16 protein-coding genes are annotated in these 15,939 nt (G+C 69.5%); 7 read left to right on the top strand and 9 right to left on the bottom strand.

Annotated elements, in window-relative coordinates; genetic code table 11:
* Nucleotides 1–95 precede the first annotated feature (95 nt).
* The 4 genes from IEY70_RS13555 to purB form a co-directional block, all read right to left on the bottom strand.
* The gene (locus tag IEY70_RS13555; protein WP_189065566.1) at nucleotides 96–1,172 is read right to left on the bottom strand and encodes a type IV pilus twitching motility protein PilT; all 1,077 of its coding nucleotides are present in this window, start codon (nucleotides 1,170–1,172) and stop codon (nucleotides 96–98) included.
* Nucleotides 1,169–1,987: a pantoate--beta-alanine ligase gene (gene panC, locus IEY70_RS13560; RefSeq protein WP_229777925.1), complete on the bottom strand. Its 819-nt coding sequence runs from the start codon at nucleotides 1,985–1,987 to the stop codon at nucleotides 1,169–1,171. Before panC ends, IEY70_RS13555 begins: the two co-directional genes overlap by 4 nt.
* A gap of 115 nt (nucleotides 1,988–2,102) precedes the next feature.
* A complete protein-coding gene (locus tag IEY70_RS13565) occupies nucleotides 2,103–2,510 on the bottom strand; it encodes a phage holin family protein (protein WP_189065567.1) in 408 nt (135 codons plus the stop codon).
* A gap of 99 nt (nucleotides 2,511–2,609) precedes the next feature.
* On the bottom strand, nucleotides 2,610–3,917 hold the full coding sequence (gene purB, locus IEY70_RS13570; RefSeq protein WP_189065568.1) for an adenylosuccinate lyase: 1,308 nt from the start codon (nucleotides 3,915–3,917) through the stop codon (nucleotides 2,610–2,612).
* 135 nt (nucleotides 3,918–4,052) lie between these two features.
* On the opposite strand from purB, the gene IEY70_RS13575 reads away from it, so the two are divergent.
* The 5 genes from IEY70_RS13575 (at nucleotide 4,053) to IEY70_RS13595 (ending at nucleotide 9,240) form a co-directional block, all read left to right on the top strand.
* Complete coding sequence (locus IEY70_RS13575; protein ID WP_189065569.1) at nucleotides 4,053–4,229, top strand: hypothetical protein; 177 nt, start codon at nucleotides 4,053–4,055, stop codon at nucleotides 4,227–4,229.
* Nucleotides 4,230–4,311: 82 nt separating this feature from the next.
* Nucleotides 4,312–5,247 carry a histone deacetylase family protein gene (locus IEY70_RS13580; protein ID WP_189065570.1) on the top strand — a complete coding sequence of 312 codons (936 nt, stop codon included), beginning with the start codon at nucleotides 4,312–4,314 and terminating at the stop codon, nucleotides 5,245–5,247.
* Between the two features lie 400 nt (nucleotides 5,248–5,647).
* On the top strand, nucleotides 5,648–6,274 hold the full coding sequence (locus IEY70_RS13585; protein ID WP_189065571.1) for a Crp/Fnr family transcriptional regulator: 627 nt from the start codon (nucleotides 5,648–5,650) through the stop codon (nucleotides 6,272–6,274).
* A gap of 123 nt (nucleotides 6,275–6,397) precedes the next feature.
* Nucleotides 6,398–7,420, top strand: a complete 1,023-nt coding sequence (locus IEY70_RS13590; RefSeq protein ID WP_189065572.1) for a nuclease — start codon at nucleotides 6,398–6,400, stop codon at nucleotides 7,418–7,420.
* Between the two features lie 47 nt (nucleotides 7,421–7,467).
* On the top strand, nucleotides 7,468–9,240 hold the full coding sequence (locus IEY70_RS13595; protein ID WP_189065613.1) for an ATP-binding protein: 1,773 nt from the start codon (nucleotides 7,468–7,470) through the stop codon (nucleotides 9,238–9,240).
* A 77-nt stretch (nucleotides 9,241–9,317) separates the two neighbouring features.
* Here the strand turns inward: IEY70_RS13595 and IEY70_RS13600 are convergent, their stop codons facing one another.
* The 5 genes from IEY70_RS13600 to IEY70_RS13620 form a co-directional block, all read right to left on the bottom strand.
* A complete protein-coding gene (locus IEY70_RS13600; protein WP_189065573.1) occupies nucleotides 9,318–10,061 on the bottom strand; it encodes an anti-sigma factor in 744 nt (247 codons plus the stop codon).
* An 82-nt stretch (nucleotides 10,062–10,143) separates the two neighbouring features.
* Nucleotides 10,144–10,689, bottom strand: a complete 546-nt coding sequence (locus IEY70_RS13605) for an RNA polymerase sigma factor (RefSeq protein WP_189065574.1) — start codon at nucleotides 10,687–10,689, stop codon at nucleotides 10,144–10,146.
* A gap of 146 nt (nucleotides 10,690–10,835) precedes the next feature.
* On the bottom strand, nucleotides 10,836–11,144 hold the full coding sequence (gene tatA / locus IEY70_RS13610) for a twin-arginine translocase TatA/TatE family subunit (protein WP_189065575.1): 309 nt from the start codon (nucleotides 11,142–11,144) through the stop codon (nucleotides 10,836–10,838).
* 118 nt (nucleotides 11,145–11,262) lie between these two features.
* Nucleotides 11,263–12,000, bottom strand: coding sequence for a ferritin-like domain-containing protein (locus IEY70_RS13615; RefSeq protein WP_189065576.1), 738 nt, complete (start codon nucleotides 11,998–12,000; stop codon nucleotides 11,263–11,265).
* A gap of 29 nt (nucleotides 12,001–12,029) precedes the next feature.
* Nucleotides 12,030–12,680 carry a ferritin-like domain-containing protein gene (locus tag IEY70_RS13620; RefSeq protein WP_229777914.1) on the bottom strand — a complete coding sequence of 217 codons (651 nt, stop codon included), beginning with the start codon at nucleotides 12,678–12,680 and terminating at the stop codon, nucleotides 12,030–12,032.
* A 252-nt stretch (nucleotides 12,681–12,932) separates the two neighbouring features.
* On the opposite strand from IEY70_RS13620, the gene IEY70_RS13625 reads away from it, so the two are divergent.
* Both IEY70_RS13625 and IEY70_RS13630 read left to right on the top strand, forming a co-directional pair.
* Nucleotides 12,933–13,958 (top strand): RluA family pseudouridine synthase, encoded by a 1,026-nt coding sequence (locus tag IEY70_RS13625; RefSeq protein WP_189065578.1) that lies wholly within the window; start codon nucleotides 12,933–12,935, stop codon nucleotides 13,956–13,958.
* A gap of 82 nt (nucleotides 13,959–14,040) precedes the next feature.
* Nucleotides 14,041–15,606 carry a choice-of-anchor I family protein gene (locus IEY70_RS13630; protein ID WP_189065579.1) on the top strand — a complete coding sequence of 522 codons (1,566 nt, stop codon included), beginning with the start codon at nucleotides 14,041–14,043 and terminating at the stop codon, nucleotides 15,604–15,606.
* The last annotated feature ends 333 nt before the right edge of the window (nucleotides 15,607–15,939 follow it).

Below are 15,939 nucleotides of genomic sequence, written 5' to 3' on the forward strand. Positions count from 1 at the left end.
GGGTTGCCAACTCCACGTCCGGCAGCCCGCTTTCTCTCCTTCTCGCATCCGCTCGGATTGAATGGTCTTTGCAGCCCATTCAATCGGAGTCCGTATCAGTACGACACGCCGCTGCGGGTGAGCATCAGTTTCAGTTCGTGCGGGCTGGTCGCGGCGGCCAGCGCCTCGTCCATGGTGATCAGGGTGTTGCGGTACAGCTGCGACAGGTGCTGGTCGAAGGTGTGCATGCCGCGGATGTTGTCCTCGATCAGGGCGTCCTTGATCAGGTGGGTCTTGTCCTCGTCTTTCACGTACTCCTGGATCAAGGGCGTGTTCATCATGATTTCCAGGCCCAGCACGCGGCCCACGCCGTCCGCGCGGCGCAGCAGGCGCTGGCTGATGATGCCGACCAGCGACTCGGCCAGTTGCAGGCGCACCTGATCGCGCTCGTACGGCGGGAAGAAGTCGATGATACGGTTCACGCTGCGCACGGCGTCCTGGGTGTGCAGCGTGCTCAGGACGAGGTGGCCGGTCTGCGCGGCGCTCAGGGCGGCCTCGACGGTTTCCTTGTCACGCATCTCGCCGATCATGATCACGTCCGGGTCCTGGCGCATGGCGTACTTCAGGGCGGTGCGGAAGTCGCGGGTGTCGCTGCCGATCTCGCGCTGCACGACGATGCTCTTCTTGTTCTTGTGCAGGATCTCGATGGGGTCCTCGACCGTGATGATGTTGTACGCGAACGAGCGGTTGATGTGGTCGATCAGGCTGGCCAGGGTGGTGGTCTTGCCGCTGCCGGTGGGGCCGGTCACGAGGATCAGGCCGCGCGGGGCGTCGGCCAGTTGCCGCAGCACGTCGGCCGGGAGGCCCAGCGCGTCGAAGCCGGGAATGGCGTCCGAGACGATGCGCATGACCATGCCGACCGCGCCGCGCTGCCGGAACACGTTGCAGCGGAAACGGCCCAGCCCGGAGACGCTGTACGCGAGGTCCAGTTCGTTGCGGTACGTGAAGTCGTCCCACTGGTCGGCGGTCATCAGGGCCTGCGCGAGCATCTGCGTGTCGGGCGGCATGAGCGGCTGCGTGCCGAACGGCACGAGTTGCCCGTCGATGCGGCCCATGGGGGGACTGCCGGCCTGGAGGTGCACGTCCGAGGCGCGGCGGGTGACCATCTCGCGCAGCAGTTCGTCGAGGGTCACTCGGGGCTCACCGTGGACAGGCTCACCGTGGACTGGCCTGCCGCAACGTGGGAGGCGAGGGGCATGTTGTCGATCAGCCGCACCCCGAACAGGCGGGCGGCCACGAGGACGCGGTTCATGGGGTCATTGTCCATGATTTCCCTTTCATGCATGTCACTCCCCACGACACTCAGGTAATCCAGGGTCAGGTCCGGGTCAGTGTTCAGGACGTCCAGCCCCGCCTGCCGTAGCGCGTCGCCGCGGCGTTCCCCGCCCGCGTACGCGGTCTGCACGGCCCGCAGTGCCCGCGACAGCACGGCCGCCTGGGCGCGCTGCTCGGCCGACAGGTAGGCGTTGCGGCTGCTGAGGGCCAGCCCGCTGTCCCCCCGGACGGTGGGCACGCCGCGCACGTCCACGTTCAGGTTCAGGTCGCGGACCATGCGGCGCACGACAGCCAGTTGCTGCCAGTCCTTCTCACCGAACAGCGCCACGTCCGGCCGCACGAGGTTCAGGAGTTTCAGCACGACCGTCGCCACGCCCGTGAAGTGGCCGGGCCGCGCCGCGCCGTCCAGCGGTTCGCTGACGCCGGACACGCTGACGCTGGTGCTGAAGCCGTCCGGGTACATGGTGGGCACGTCCGGGTGGAACAGCAGGTCCGCGCCCGCCCCGCCCGCCACGCGCCGGTCGCCTTCCAGGTCGCGGGGGTAGCGGCTGAGGTCCTCGTTCGGGCCGAATTGCAGGGGGTTCACGAACACGCTGACGACCACGCGCCCACCGGGCACGGCGGCGCGCGCCGCGCGGATCAGGGCCGCGTGCCCCTCGTGCAGGGCGCCCATGGTCGGCACGAACGCCACCGTCTGCCCGCGCAGTGCGGCGCGCAGGTCGGTGGGGTCCGTGACCAGCGCAGGCAGAGGCTGACCGACCTCCGGTTCGGGCGGGAGGGTCACGGCGTTAATTCCGTCCACCGTCCAGTTTCAGGGCGCCCGCTGCGGCGTCCAGCACCCACGAGATCACGGCCAGGATGATCGCCCCGATGATCGCCGCGCCGAAGCCCGCGACGTTCAGGGCGGTGGCGGCCGCCACGAGGTACAGCACCACGCCGTTCACGACCAGCGTGAACAGGCCCAGCGTCAGGATGTTCACGGGCAGCGACAGCAGCAGCAGCACCGGGCGGATCAGGGCGTTCACGATGCCCATGACCACCGCCGCGATCAGGACGCTCACGAGGTCCGCGCCCGGCTCGAAACTCACGCCGCCGTACACGAGGTCCGCGCCCGGCTCGAAACTCACGCCGCCGTACACGCGGGCCAGCAGGTACAGGGCCAGTGCATTCACCAGCAACCGAAGAATGAAACCCATGCCCGCAGGATACGGGATGCGCCGCGCCGGAATGGGAACGCGCGCAGGAAGGGGGCCTCTCCCCCGTTTCCCTGCGCGCCGGACGGAGTGGGGCCGGGGTTACAGCCCGAAGCGGGCGTAGATGTCGTCCACGTGCCGCAGGTACCACGCCAGATCGAAGGCGGCGTCCAGTTCCGCGTCGTTCAGGGGGTTTTCCGGGTCGGCCCTGAGCAGGTCGCGCAGGCCCTCGCCGGTCTCCCAGGATTTCAGGGCGCTGCGCTGCACCAGGGTGTACGCGGCCTCGCGCATCATGCCTTTCTCGTCGATCAGGGCGTGCAGGACGCGCTGACTGAACACCAGTCCGCCCAGGTCGTTCAGGTTTTTCAGCATGCGGTCCGGGAACACCACGAGGTCGCGCAGCACGCCGGTCAGGCGGCGCGCGGCGTAACTGGCGGCGCTCGTGGCGTCGGGCAGGATGACGCGTTCGGCGCTGGAGTGGCTGATGTCACGTTCGTGCCACAGCGCCACGTTCTCCAGGCCGGTGGTCAGGAAGCCGCGCAGCAGCCGCGCGAAGCCCGTGACGTTCTCGGTCAGGATGGGGTTTTTCTTGTGCGGCATGGAGGAACTGCCGGTCTGGCCCTTCCCGAAGGGTTCCATCGCCTCGCGGACCTCGCTGCGTTGCAGGTGCCGGATCTCCACGCTGATGCGTTCCAGGGTCGTGCCGAAGATCGCCAGGGCCGAGAGCACCTCGGCGTGACGGTCGCGGGCGAGGGTCTGGTTGGTGACGGGCGCGGCCTGCCAGCCCCACGCGGCGGCGACTTCCTCCTCGACTTTCGGGGAGACGTGCGCGTACGTGCCCACGCTGCCGGACAGCATGACGACCTGCACGCGCTTCCGGGCGGCGTGCAGGCGTTCGAGGTCGCGGTCCAGGGTGGCCATCCAGTTCAGGAATTTCAGGCCGAAGGTCATGGGTTCGGCGTGAATGCCGTGCGTGCGGCCCACGGTGGGCGTGTGCTTGAACGCCACGGCCTGCGTGCGGCACACCTCGCGCAGCGCCTCGGCGTCCGTGATGATGATGCCCAGCGCCTCGTCCAGCAGCAGGTTCTGGGCGGTGTCGACCACGTCGGTACTCGTCAGGCCGTGGTGCACGAAGCGGGCTTCCTCGCCGTACCGTTCGGTCAGGGCGCGCGTGAAGGCGACGATGTCGTGGCGGGTGACGGCCTCGATCTCCGCGACCTTCTGCGCAAACGCGTCGTCCAGCGGGTCGGCCTCGCTGCGGGCGGTCAGGGCGGCGTGCGCCTCGGCAGGCACCTCGCCGTGGTTCGCCTGGGCGTGCATGGCGGCCAGTTCCACGCGCAGCCACGCGCGGTACTTGCTGGCCTCGCTCCACAGGGCCTTCATTTCCGGGGTCAGGTAACGGTCAATCACGCCCCCGACGCTAACACGCCCACGCGGGCGCGGGCCGGGCAGTGTCCAGTCTGCGCGGGCGCCCTAGACTGCCGGGGTGAACCGCGCAGGTATGAGAGGGACAGAAGGGGTCCGGGACGGACATGAGGGCCGGGCGTGCTGATCGGGCTGGTCGTGCTGATGCTGGTCAGCATCAATCTGGGCGGCCTGACGAGCGTGATCCTGCAAGTCGGGCGCGGCGAGTGGCTGGCCGGGCTGGGATCGCTGGTGACGCTGATCGTGGTGGACGTCCTGGGGTTCCGGGTGCTGCGCGGCCTGCGCGGGCAGCACTGACGGGCACCGGCATTCCGCTCCGGGGCCTGGGCTGTGGCTTTGCTTGCCGTACGGCGCGGCGGGCTGCGGCAGACTGCGGAGCGTGACTGAGGCCGCAGAACTTCTCCCGGCAGGGCCAGCATTCCGGCACGCGTTCCGGGCGTACTCTCCGGCGGATTACGGGTTTCCGTTGCCGGACGGGCACCGCTTTCCGTACTACAAGTACGAGGGGGTGCGGCGGCGCCTGCTCCCGCTGCTGCCGGTGCTGGACACCCCGGCGCTGCGCTGGGCGGACGCGGCGCGCGTGCATGATCCGCACTGGCTGAGGCGCTGGCGGCGCGGCGAGGTGGACCGGCACGAGGAACGCGCCTTCGGGCTGCCGTGGTCGCCGGGCGTGGTCGAGCGGGCCCGCCGCGCGGCCGGGGGATCGCTGGCGGCGCTGCACGACGCGCTACGGGTCGGGTGGGGCGCGAATCTGGCGGGTGGCACGCACCACGCCTTCCGGGACCGCGCCGAGGGCTTCTGTCTGGTGAACGACGCAGCGATCCTGACCCGCATCGCGCTGGATGACGGGCTGGCGCGGCGCGTGGCGGTCGTGGATCTGGACGTGCATCAGGGGAACGGCACGGCGGCGCTGCTGGGCACCGAGGCGCGGGCCTTCACGCTGAGCGTGCATGGCGAGCGCAATTACCCGTTCCGCAAGGAGGTCAGTTCGCTGGACATCGGGCTGGGGGACGGCGTGACGGACGCCGAGTACCTGTCGGTGGTGCGGGATCGGGTACTGCCGCCGCTGGAGGCGTTCCGGCCGGACCTGCTGCTGTACCTCGCGGGGGCGGATGTGCTGGCCGGGGACCGCTTCGGGCGCTTCGCGCTGACGCTGGACGGCGTGCGCGAACGTAACCGCGCGGTGCTGGGCTGGGCGCGGGCGGCGGGCGTGCCGGTGGTGACCATGATGGCGGGCGGGTACAACCACGATCATGCGCTGACGGTCGAGGCGCACGCGAGTGTGGTACTGGACGGCCTGGACGTGCTGGGGTAGAGGCCGGGGCCGCGCCCCTGCCATGCCAGCGTGACGGGCACAGGAGCGTGGGGAGGAGGGTTGTACAACCCTGTACACGGCTCCTGTAAACGTCTGAAGAACCCTTCTCAGGGGCTTCAGCGGAATGGGCGATTGGGGGGGGATGACCCCCGACAGGTCGGGTGGGTGTGGGGGTCCTGGCCCGCGTACCCGGGACCGGGTGAGGGCTCCCTGAGTCGTTTTCCGGGCGCTGGCACGTCGTTGGGCGGCACCATCCGGAACCCATTGATTTACTTTTCACACTGTGAGCCGTGAACGTTTCAAGGTTGTACAAGGGTTGTACACTTCATTCCACAAGAGAAGGCCGCAACCCGACGCACCGCATCCCTCCAGCGCACCGGCGCACAAGACAGGAGTCACCATGACGTACCTCGCCCCCACCACCCTGCCCCAGACGCACGACCTGAACCGCACGGTGCGCCGCGGCCAGACCCTGTACTACGCCGGAGACAGCGCACCCAGCCTCTACCGCCTCGAAAGCGGCCTGATGCGCGCCGTGCGCCTCACCCCCCAGGGCCGCAACCTGACCGTCCGGCACATCCGCCCCGGCGACATCTTCGGCGAGGAATGCCTGCACGGCCAGACGCGCGGCCATCAGGTCGTCGCCCTGACCGACACGGTCCTGGTGCCCATCCACCCGCAGCACCTGAGTGCCGCCGAGCTGTGGGACCTGACCCGCAGCCTCAGCGCCCAGCTGCAGCGCATGATGACCGACGGCGTGCACATTCAGGACGGCGACCTGCGCGAACGCATCGCCCGCTACCTGCTGAACCTCGCCGACAGCACCCTGGGCGGCGCGCACAGCGACGGCACCCGCTTCGTGCGGGCCACGCACGAACTGATCGCCGAGGGCACCGGCGCCACCCGCGAGAGCGTCAGCAAACTGATCGGCGAGATGCGCGACGACGGCCTGCTGAGCCCCGCCTACCGCTGCCTGACCCTGACCGACGAGGACGGCCTGCGCCTCCTGAGCGGCTACCACGGCTGAAGACCGCACCACCCCACCAGCGCCGCCCGTCCGAGTGAGGACCGGCGGCGTTTTCGTGTCACCAGAGCCACGGCGCACCAGAGCAACGGCCAAACATTCTGTCCAGCGCGTAGAATTGCGGGCATGCGTATTCGCCTGGACCCCTGGCCCGTGGACATCGAGGGCGGGCAACTGACCCTCAAGGACTTCAACGGTGAGATTCAAGACGTCGAAACGCCGCGCTGGGCGGCCATTCCCGCACGCCCCATCCCGGAACGGCTGCGGCAGGTGTTCGTCGTGGACGGCAAACGCCGCATGGAATCCCGCCTGTTCATCGAGGACGACCACGGCCAGAGCGGGCTGGGCGGCTTCGGCGCGTACGTGGTGGGCGCCGTCGAACTGTGCCCGCACGGCACCCGGCAGGCGGAACTGCGGGCCGTGAAGGCCGCCCGCATCCTGGCGCACGCCCCGGACCTGCGGATCGACCCCATGACCCTCTCGCCGCGCCACCCCCACACCGGGCAGCTGGAGTACACGCCCGTCCCCATGACCGGCACGGACGCCCTGGCCGCCCTGAACGTACTGCAACAGCACATGCTGGCCGCCGAGCAGAACCTCTCGCACGACCTGGCGTCCAGGGTCCCGGCGGACGATCAGGATGACCGCGAGTGGCTGAGCGCGCTGACCGTGCAGGACGGCACGCTGCGCGGACGGAATCTGAACGGCGCGGTCGTCGGCTGCGTGAAGACCATGGAGACCATGTACCTCCCGGCCGACCGGGCCTCGCTGCTGAGCGAACTGAAACCCGGCGAGCGCACCCCGGTCATGCGCATGACGTACAGCAACGGGCAGTTCACGCGCCTGATCTGGTACGTGCGGCTGTGCGAGGCCGCGTTCTACCAGCATCCCATGGCGGGCGTCATGCGCCTGGAGATGTTCGCGCCGGACGATCCCAGCTTCCTGCCGCCCATCGTCCGGCAGGTCGCGAACCTCAGCGGCACGCTGCTGCGGCGGCTGGGCAGTCACGCGCACAAGGACCCGCGTGCGCCGCAGAACCTGATTCCCACGGCGGCGCTGGAGCAGGCGATGGGCCGCAGCATGGGCAGCGCGGACCTCGTGACGCGGCGCATCCGGGCTCACATCGCGGGCCTGCAGGGGGTCGCGTGACGAATCTGAAGTTTGGCGGCCCGGACGTGACGGGCGCGCAGGTGGGCATGGTGCTGGGCACGCAGGACGTGACGCCCGTGAGTTTCTGGTTCGCGGTGCTGCCCGGCGCGAGCGTGCAACTCGATGATCTGGTGGCGGTGCAGACGCGCAAACCGGACGGGTCGTTCGTCAATTTTTACGGGATCGTGGATCATGTGCGCACCCGTCATGAGGGCGTGACCTTCGACAGTGACGTGCAGGACGTCGCGGCGGGCCTGTTGCCGGCCAGCGTGAGTTACGCGGCGCGAGTACTGGTGACGCGCGTGAACCCCGAGAATTTCATTCCGCCGCAGCCGGGCGACGGGGTGCGGCACGCGCGGGGCGACGACCTGCGCATGGCCCTGAGTGCCGACAAGATGGGCGAGAAGGCCTTCCCAGGCGGGCTGCTGGCCGACGGGCAGGTGCTGCCCATCAACTACCGCTTCGTGAACGGCGAGAACGGCGGGCACATCAACATCAGCGGCATCTCGGGCGTGGCGACCAAGACCAGTTACGCGCTGTTCCTGCTGCATTCCATCTTCCGCAGCGGCGTGATGGGCACGGGCGCGTCGGCCGGGCGGGCGCTGATCTTCAACGTGAAGGGCGAGGACCTGCTGTTCCTCGACAAGCGCAACCGCGAGGTCGAGTCCCGCGAGGCGCAGGCGCAGGCGCAGAAGGGCCTGCCGGACCACCGCTACGCGCTGATGGGGCTGCCGGTCGAGGCGTTCCGGGACGTGCAGTTCCTCGCGCCGCCCCGGCCGGGCAGTGCGGGCGCCGCCATCGTGCCGCACGTCGAGCAGCGCGCAGAGGGCGTGACGCCGTTCCTGTACTCGCTGCGGGAGTTCTGCGCGCGCCGCATGCTGCCGTACGTGTTCGTGGACCGGGACGCCAGCGTGAACCTGGGCTTCGTGATCGGCAGTATCGAGGAGCGCCTGTACCGCATGGCGCAGGGCGCTGAAACGCCGTACCTGACCGTGGACGACTGGCAGCCGGACACCGAGCAGGTGCTGGACGAGGACGTGCGCTTCGACGAGATGGGCAGCGTGCGCATCGGCACCTTCGCGCAGCTGGTCGCGTACCTGGAGTACAAACTGCTGGACGCGAACGACGGCGAGGGCGACCGCAAATGGGTCGGCAAGCAGTCCCCGGCTACCCTCCAGGCCTTCATCCGCCGCCTGCGCGGCGTGCAGAAGCACCTGACGCCGCTGGTGCGCGGCGACGTGAGCGCCGACCAGGCCGCCCGCTTCCGCCCGGACCCCCTGAAGCCCGGCGTGCAGACGACCGTGGTTGACATCCACACGCTGTCCGCCACGGCGCAGATGTTCATCGTGGGCGTGCTGCTGCGCGACCTGTTCGAGCACAAGGAACGCGTGGGACGGCAGGACACGGTGTTCGTGGTCCTCGACGAGCTGAACAAGTACGCCCCCCGCGACGGGGACAGTCCCATCAAGGACGTGCTGCTGGACATCGCCGAGCGTGGCCGCAGCCTGGGCATCATCCTGATCGGGGCGCAGCAGACGGCCAGCGAGGTCGAGCGGCGCATCGTGTCGAACGCCGCGATCCGCGTGGTCGGCCGCCTGGACCTCGCGGAGGCCGAGCGGCCCGAGTACCGTTTCCTGCCGCAGAGCTTCCGCGCGCGCGCCGGGATCCTGCAACCCGGCACCATGCTGGTCAGCCAGCCGGACGTGCCCAACCCGGTGCTGGTCAACTACCCCTTCCCCGCCTGGGCCACCCGCCTGGACGAGGTGGACGACCTGCAGGGCCGGAAGGTCGAGGAGATCGGCGAGGACTGGCTGCACTGAACGACACAGGGGAAGGCGGGCGGGGAGATCATGCTCCCGGCCCGCCTTCCCGCACCCTGCGCTCTACGCCCCGCGCGTTACAGCGACTGCACCAGGATGGGCTGCGTGGTCGGCTGCCGGCTGCCGCCCGGCGGTTCCACGCTGACGGCGATGGTCTGCCCGTCCTTCAGTGCTGGGATCACGATGCCCTGCCCGTCGAACACGCCGGCGGAGACGGGCGTTTCGTTCTCGATGCGCCACAGCTGGTACACGCTCTTTTCGGGTGCGGCGGCGGTCAGGTGCAGGTACGCGCGGCCGTCCGGCAGGCGGATCAGTTGACCCAGCGGCTGCCCGGCCGTGGCGAGTTCCTGCGTGACCGAGCCGGGCGCGCGGGCGAACTCGCTGAGCGGATCGGTGGATTGCGGGGGGCGGATCAGCAGGACGCCCACAGCCACGGCGGCCACGAGGGCCAGCAGCCCTCCGCGCCAGTTCAGCCACGGGGAGCGGCGCTCGCTGCGATCCGCCCGCCCAGCGTCCAGACCTGGGGCATCCGGGAACAGCGGCACGGAAGCTGGTGCAGGTCCGGCAGCTGCGGCGCTCGTGGAGGCCACTGCGCTGTTCAGTACTGCGCTGTTCAGGCGGGCCATCAGGCGCTCCTCGGCTCCGGCGGGTACCTCTGCGGGGGGCAGGTCGTCGGGCAGGCGGTGCAGGGCGTCCAGGTCCGCGCGGTACTCGGCCATCAGGGCCGGGTCGGCGTCCAGGGCAGCCTGGACACGCGCTTCCTCTTCTGGGTTCAGCAGGCCAAGTGCCAGGGCCAGGAGGTCATCTCGGTTGATCGTCACGTGTCTTCACCTGCCTCTTGTGCGGGTACGGAGCTGAGAGAGGGGCGGAGTGGGTTCGGGCGGAGTTCGGGTGGGGGTCGGCTCAGTGGGCATTGCCGCTGCCCAGGTGGGTCCGCATGCGGTCGATGGCAGTCCGCAGCCGGGATTTTACTGTACCGACGGGCAGGCCGGTGATGATCGCCAGTTCACTGTGCGAGTACCCACGGTAGTACGCGAGTTCCACCAGTTCACGCTGCTGCGGTTCGAGTCCCTGGACGGCCTGTTCGGCCATGATGCGGTCGGCGGGGTCGGCGGCGGCGGTGGGGGCGTCCCAGTCCTCGATTTCCAGTGGGGTGTCGGGACGGTCGCGCAGTTCCTGCAGGAAGCGGTGGTGGGCAATGCTGACCAGCCAGGTCTTGGCGCTGGCGCGGGCCGGGTCGAAGCGGGCGCAGTGCTTCCAGGCGTTCATGAAGGCGTCCTGCACGCAGCTTTCCACGTCGTCGGTCTGCCGGAGCATGCGGTGCCCGAGGGAGTACAGGAGCCGCGCGTACCGGCGGTGCAGTTCCTGCAGGGCGTCCTGCTGGCCGGTCGCCATGGCCTGGAGCAGGGCCTCGTCGGGCAGGTCGGGGTGAAGGGAAGGAAGACTCATGGGTTCACGGAGCAGCCTATCAGTGTGTCAGGGCTGTTGTGGGGGCCTGACCCGCCGTTGCCTTAATGCTCAGTGATCTGCATGCTCAGTGATCTGAATGTTCAGCCGTCCGTTCGGGGTGATGTGTCTGGCGCGGGGTGCGGGCCTCAGGCCTGGACCTTGTTCAGCGCGACGGGGGTCACGGCCGCGGGGGTCACGGCGGCGGGCGTGACAGCCGTGGGCATGACGGCGGCCGGGCTGACGGCAGCGGCCTGGGCAGGCACGGCCTGAGCGGGCGCCGTCTGGGCGGCGGGTTCTTCGAGGCTGATGCTGTCCTTGAGACCCTGGGTGCTCTTGCGGAATTCGCGCAGGCCGTTGCCGAGGCTCTTGCCCAGTTCCGGCAGTTTGCGGGGGCCGAACACGACCAGGGCGACGAGCAGGATCACGAGCAGTTCTGGGGCGCCGATGTTGGGCATGGGGATCTCCTTGATCTGACTGAGTGTGGAGGTTCAGGGGGGAATGGGTGGGGGGACGGGGGCCGCCGGCGGCGACCTCCTCATCCCCCCGGATGATGCAGGACTGGCGTTCCGGATCTCAGCTCTTGATGAGCGGTTTCACGATGGCCAGCACATCGTCCATGCTCAGCGGCGACCAGAAGTCGGTGGGCGTGGGCGAGAAATCACCGTCGAAGTCCGCGACGTTGGTGCTGGTGGGTTTGGCGTCGCTCTGGGGAGCGCGGCTGGTCTGGCGGGTGGGTTTCTTGTTGAAGCCCAGCTGGGTGCGCAGTTCCTGAATGCCGCTGGCGTGGTTCGCCTCGACGGCCAGGATGCTGGCGGCGGCCGTCAGCACGTCGCCGTTCATGACCTTGTCGGCCTGACCCAGGTAGGCGCGCACGCCGATGGGTTCGAAGGTGTTCGCCAGCGCCAGGAACAGTTCGTCGTTCACGGTCTTGGCGCTGCCGTCACTGTTCTTCAGCAGGGGGCTGAAGTCGATGTTGGGCTTGGCGACGGGCGTGCCGCCCAGTTTCCGGATGGTGTCCTGAAGGGCCGTCACGTGGGCGTTCTCGTGCAGGGCCAGTTCGCGGGCATACTCACGGACACGGGGGTTCGAGAGGTTGCTGGCATAGGCGCCGCTGCCGGTGAAGGCGTTGTAGAACTCGGCTTCCAGGTACTCGAGGGTCAGGGCGTAGTTCAGGATCACGAGGTCCTGCGCGGCGCTCTTGGTGCTGACGCTGGTGGCTGCCAGGGCCGAGAGGTTCAGGCCGCCCAGGGTCATGGCTCCGGCGCTGACACCGGCGAATTTCAGGAAGGAACGGCGGTTGGGTGTGGTCATGGTGTGATCTCCTTTCCGTGCGGTGCCGCTTACTTGATGACGGGTTTAACGATGGCCAGGACTTCTGCCATCGTCAGGGCCTTCCAGAACGCGGTGGGCGTCGGGGAGTAGTTCGCGTCGAAGTCGGCGGCGGCGGTGCTGGTGGGCTTCGCGGCGCTCTGGGGGGCGATGTCCGTCTGGCGGGTGGGCGCAGCGTTGTAGCCCAGCTTGACGCGCAGTTCCTGCACGGCGGAAACGTGGTTGGCTTCCACGGCGTGAATCGCGGCGGCGGCGGCGATCAGTTCGGGGTTGCTCAGGCGGGCCACCTGACCCAGGTAGGCGCGCACACCGACCGGTTCAAAGGTGGCGGCCAGCTGCAGGAACAGCTGATCGTTCACGGTGGCGTTGCCGATCAGGGGGCTGAAGTCGAAGGTGGGCTTGGTGACGTACTTGCCGCCCAGGCTGTCGATGGTCTTCTTGAGCGCCTCGACGTGCGAGATCTCGTGCGCCGCGATTTCCTTAGCGTACTCGATGACGCGGGGATCGGTCAGCTTGCTGGCGTAGGGCCCGCTGCCGGTGAAGGCGCTGTAGAACTCGGCTTCCAGGTACTCCAGGGTCAGGGCGTAGTTCAGGATGTCGATGTCCTGCTGCTCGGCTGCCGTTTTGGGGGGCAGGGTGACAGAGCAGGAAACGAGGGCCATGCCTCCGCCGAACAGTGCGGCGTATCCCATGAACTGACGGCGTGAGGTGCTGTTGGCGGCAGATGTGATCTGGGTGTCCTCCGGCATTGAAGCCTCCCTTGAGCGGTGTGCACTTGCCCGGTCCTTCCCTCCTGGGTGGGTTCCTGATCTGGCGTCGGGGGGCGGTGTGCGCCTGACCCTCTTCCTCGCTCGAACAGCCATATGCGGGGCCTGCCGGATCGGATCACGGGCCTGCCGCACGGTGAAGGCCGCATGAAGAGTCCGGCGGGCGCCGTGGCGGGCGGTACACTGCGCGCCGTGAATGACGCGCCCCACCCCGATACCCGCACGCTGAGCGCCACGCCCGGACGGCTGGACGCCGTGCTGTCGGCCCTGACCGGCGCGAGCCGCTCGCAGGTGGCCGCCTGGATCACGGGCGGGTTCGTGCAGGTGGCCGGGCAGGTGGCCCTGAAGCCCGCGCTGAAGTTGCGGGGCGGCGAGGTCCTGCTGGTCCGCGTGCCGCCCCCGCCGGACGCGACGGTGGCCGCCGAGGACGTGCCACTGGAGGTACTGTTCGAGGACGAGCACCTGATCGCCGTGAACAAACCGGCGGGCATGATCACGCACCCCGCGCCGGGCGTGAGTACCGGCACGCTGGTGAACGCCCTGCTGGGCCGCATGAACCTGCCGCAGCAGGACGGTCATGACGGCCCGGACGGCTACCGGCCCGGCATCGTGCACCGACTGGACCGCGATACCAGTGGCGTGATCGTGGTCGCCAAGACGGTCGCGGCGCACGCGGCCCTGGCGGCGGCGTTCAAGGACCGCCGGACCCGCAAGACGTACCTGGCGATCGCGGCCGGGCAGTGGAAGGCGCTGGAGGCCGTGCAGGTGGACGCCCCGGTGGGTCGCCATCCGGTGCAGCGGCAACGCATGACGGTCGGGGGTGCGCAGCCGCGTGACGCGCAGACGCTGTTCACGCCGCTGGGCAGCGTGCCGGACGGGCACGGGCGCACGCTGGCGCTGGTACGGGCGCAGCCGCGCACGGGCCGCACGCATCAGATCCGGGTGCATCTGGCGCACCTGGGCAGCCCGATCCTGGGGGACGGCGTGTACGGCCGCGAGAGTGCAATCATGCCCCGGCACGCGCTGCACGCGCAGTTCCTGACCATCCCGCACCCGGCGACGGGACGGGACCTGCACCTGCACGCGCCGGTCCCGGACGACATGCTGAGCGCCTGGGTGGGCGTGGGCGGCGGCGTGCCGGACGATCTGGAAGTCGCGGCGCGCGGCGGGTGACGGCCGGGCGCGCCGACGGTCCTTCTGCCTGACACTGGCTTGCTGACACTGGCTTGATCCGTGCCTCCTACGCTGGGCGGCGATGAGAAAACTGACGTTGCTGATGGCGGGCCTGACGGCGCTGCTGACCGCCTGCCCCCGCACGGACACGCCCGAACGGCCCCTGGTCACCACGGCCGACTTCACGGCCTTCGACGCCCAGCGCAGCGCCCTGAAAGCGGCGGGACTGCGGGACGGGGCCAGCGCGCAGGTGTCGCTGGACGCCGAACCGGAGTACATCACGGTCAGCCCGGACGGCCGCACGGCGTGGATCAGCGTGCAGGAAAGTAACGCCGTCGCCACGCTGGACCTGACCTCCGGGAAGATCACGGCCCTGACCCCGCTGGGCTTCAAGGATCACGCGCTGCCGGGCAACGGACTGGACGCCAGCGACCGGGACGGCGGCGTGAACATCCGCTCGTGGCCGGTGCTGGGGGCATTCATGCCGGACTCGGTCGCGTCGTTCAGTGTGGGCGGGAAGACGTACCTGCTGAGCGCGAACGAGGGCGACACGCGCGACTACGCCAGTTTCAGCGACAACGCCCGCGTGGCCGACCTGAAACTCGATCCGCTGAAGTTCCCGGACGCGGCGGCCCTGCAGGCGAAAGGCGCGCTGGGCCGCCTGACGGTCAGCACGCTGGACGCCGACACGGACGGCGACGGGGACGCCGACCGGCTGGTGTCGTTCGGCGCGCGGTCCCTGAGCGTCTGGACGTCCGACCTGACGCTGCTGGCCGATACCGGCGACCTGTTCGAGCGGCAGACGGCGGGCCGCGCGAACTTCAACTCGAACGGCACGGCCGACTCCTTCGACACCCGCAGCGACAACAAGGGCCCGGAACCCGAGGGCGTCACGACCGGCGTGCTGGGCGGGCAGACGTTCGCGTTCGTGGGCCTGGAACGCACGGGCGGCGTGATGGTCCTGAACGTCAGCGATCCCGCGAAACCGGCGCTGGTGCAGTACATGAACCCCGTGAACGAGACGGCCGACCCGGCCAGCGGCGCGGCGGGCGACCTGGGACCCGAGGGCCTGCTGTTCATTCCGGCGGCCAGCGCGCCCGGCGGGCAGGCGCTGCTGGTCGTGGCGAACGAGGTCAGCGGCAGCACCACCCTGTACCGCGTGGCAGGGAACGGCACGCTGACGCAGGCGGCGCGGTATCAGGTGACGCCGTTCGCGTTCGATCAGGGGGCCGCCGAGATTCCGGCCTTCGATCCGGCCAGCGGGCGCCTGTTCGTGGTGAACGGCGCGCAGTCCAGCGTGACCGTCCTGGACATCCGCGATCCGGCCGCGCCCAGGTACGTCAGGGACATTCCCCTGAGTGCCTACGGGCGCGGCGCGAACAGCGTGGCGGTCAGCGGCGGCGTGCTGGCCGTGGCGGTCGAGGCGGCCGTGAAGACCGATCCGGGCCGGGTGCTGCTGCTCGACCGTGACGGCGCGCCGCTGGCCGCGCCCGTGACGGTGGGTGCCTTGCCGGACATGCTGACCTTCACGCCCGACGGGAAGGTGCTGCTGGTCGCGAACGAGGGCGAACCGAACGACGACGGCAGCGTCGATCCGGCCGGGTCGGTCAGCGTGATCAACGTCAGCCGGGCGCTCGCCAGCCGCTGACCGGACTGGCCGCTGATCGGACCTGCCGCTGATCTGGCCAGCCGCCGCGCCGCTGGACCCCGCCTGCCCCGCCCTGCGTGCGGGTGGGGCGTGCGGGTGGGGTCACGGCCGACTGCGGGTTTGCCCCTGCCCGGTCGTGCGGGTGCTTTCCGGGCGGGCGGGCGTGCGCTAGACTGCCGGGCAGTGAAAGCCGGGGGCGTCGGATGGACGCGAATCAGACTGGACGGGTGCCTGGCCCGCTTCCAGGTTTTCTGCTGCCGCGCACTTGCATTCCGGGCGAAGTTGGTGTAATCTTTCAATTCGTGCGCCGCAGCGGGAGATACCCGGGCGGCT

The organism is Deinococcus seoulensis (assembly GCF_014648115.1).
GTDB lineage: Bacteria > Deinococcota > Deinococci > Deinococcales > Deinococcaceae > Deinococcus > Deinococcus seoulensis.

Excerpts from the sequence above, each read along its gene's own strand:
- IEY70_RS13605 (WP_189065574.1), bottom strand. The coding sequence starts at position 10,689 with ATGAGTCTTCCTTCCCTTCACCCCGACCTGCCCGACGAGGCCCTGCTC.
- IEY70_RS13630 (WP_189065579.1), top strand. The coding sequence starts at position 14,041 with ATGAGAAAACTGACGTTGCTGATGGCGGGCCTGACGGCGCTGCTGACC.
- IEY70_RS13615 (WP_189065576.1), bottom strand. The coding sequence starts at position 12,000 with ATGACCACACCCAACCGCCGTTCCTTCCTGAAATTCGCCGGTGTCAGC.
- IEY70_RS13625 (WP_189065578.1), top strand. The coding sequence starts at position 12,933 with ATGAAGAGTCCGGCGGGCGCCGTGGCGGGCGGTACACTGCGCGCCGTG.
- panC (WP_229777925.1), bottom strand. The coding sequence starts at position 1,987 with ATGGGCGCCCTGCACGAGGGGCACGCGGCCCTGATCCGCGCGGCGCGC.
- IEY70_RS13620 (WP_229777914.1), bottom strand. The coding sequence starts at position 12,680 with ATGGCCCTCGTTTCCTGCTCTGTCACCCTGCCCCCCAAAACGGCAGCC.
- IEY70_RS13595 (WP_189065613.1), top strand. The coding sequence starts at position 7,468 with ATGGTGCTGGGCACGCAGGACGTGACGCCCGTGAGTTTCTGGTTCGCG.
- IEY70_RS13565 (WP_189065567.1), bottom strand. The coding sequence starts at position 2,510 with ATGGGTTTCATTCTTCGGTTGCTGGTGAATGCACTGGCCCTGTACCTG.
- IEY70_RS13590 (WP_189065572.1), top strand. The coding sequence starts at position 6,398 with ATGCGTATTCGCCTGGACCCCTGGCCCGTGGACATCGAGGGCGGGCAA.
- tatA (WP_189065575.1), bottom strand. The coding sequence starts at position 11,144 with ATGCCCAACATCGGCGCCCCAGAACTGCTCGTGATCCTGCTCGTCGCC.
- IEY70_RS13585 (WP_189065571.1), top strand. The coding sequence starts at position 5,648 with ATGACGTACCTCGCCCCCACCACCCTGCCCCAGACGCACGACCTGAAC.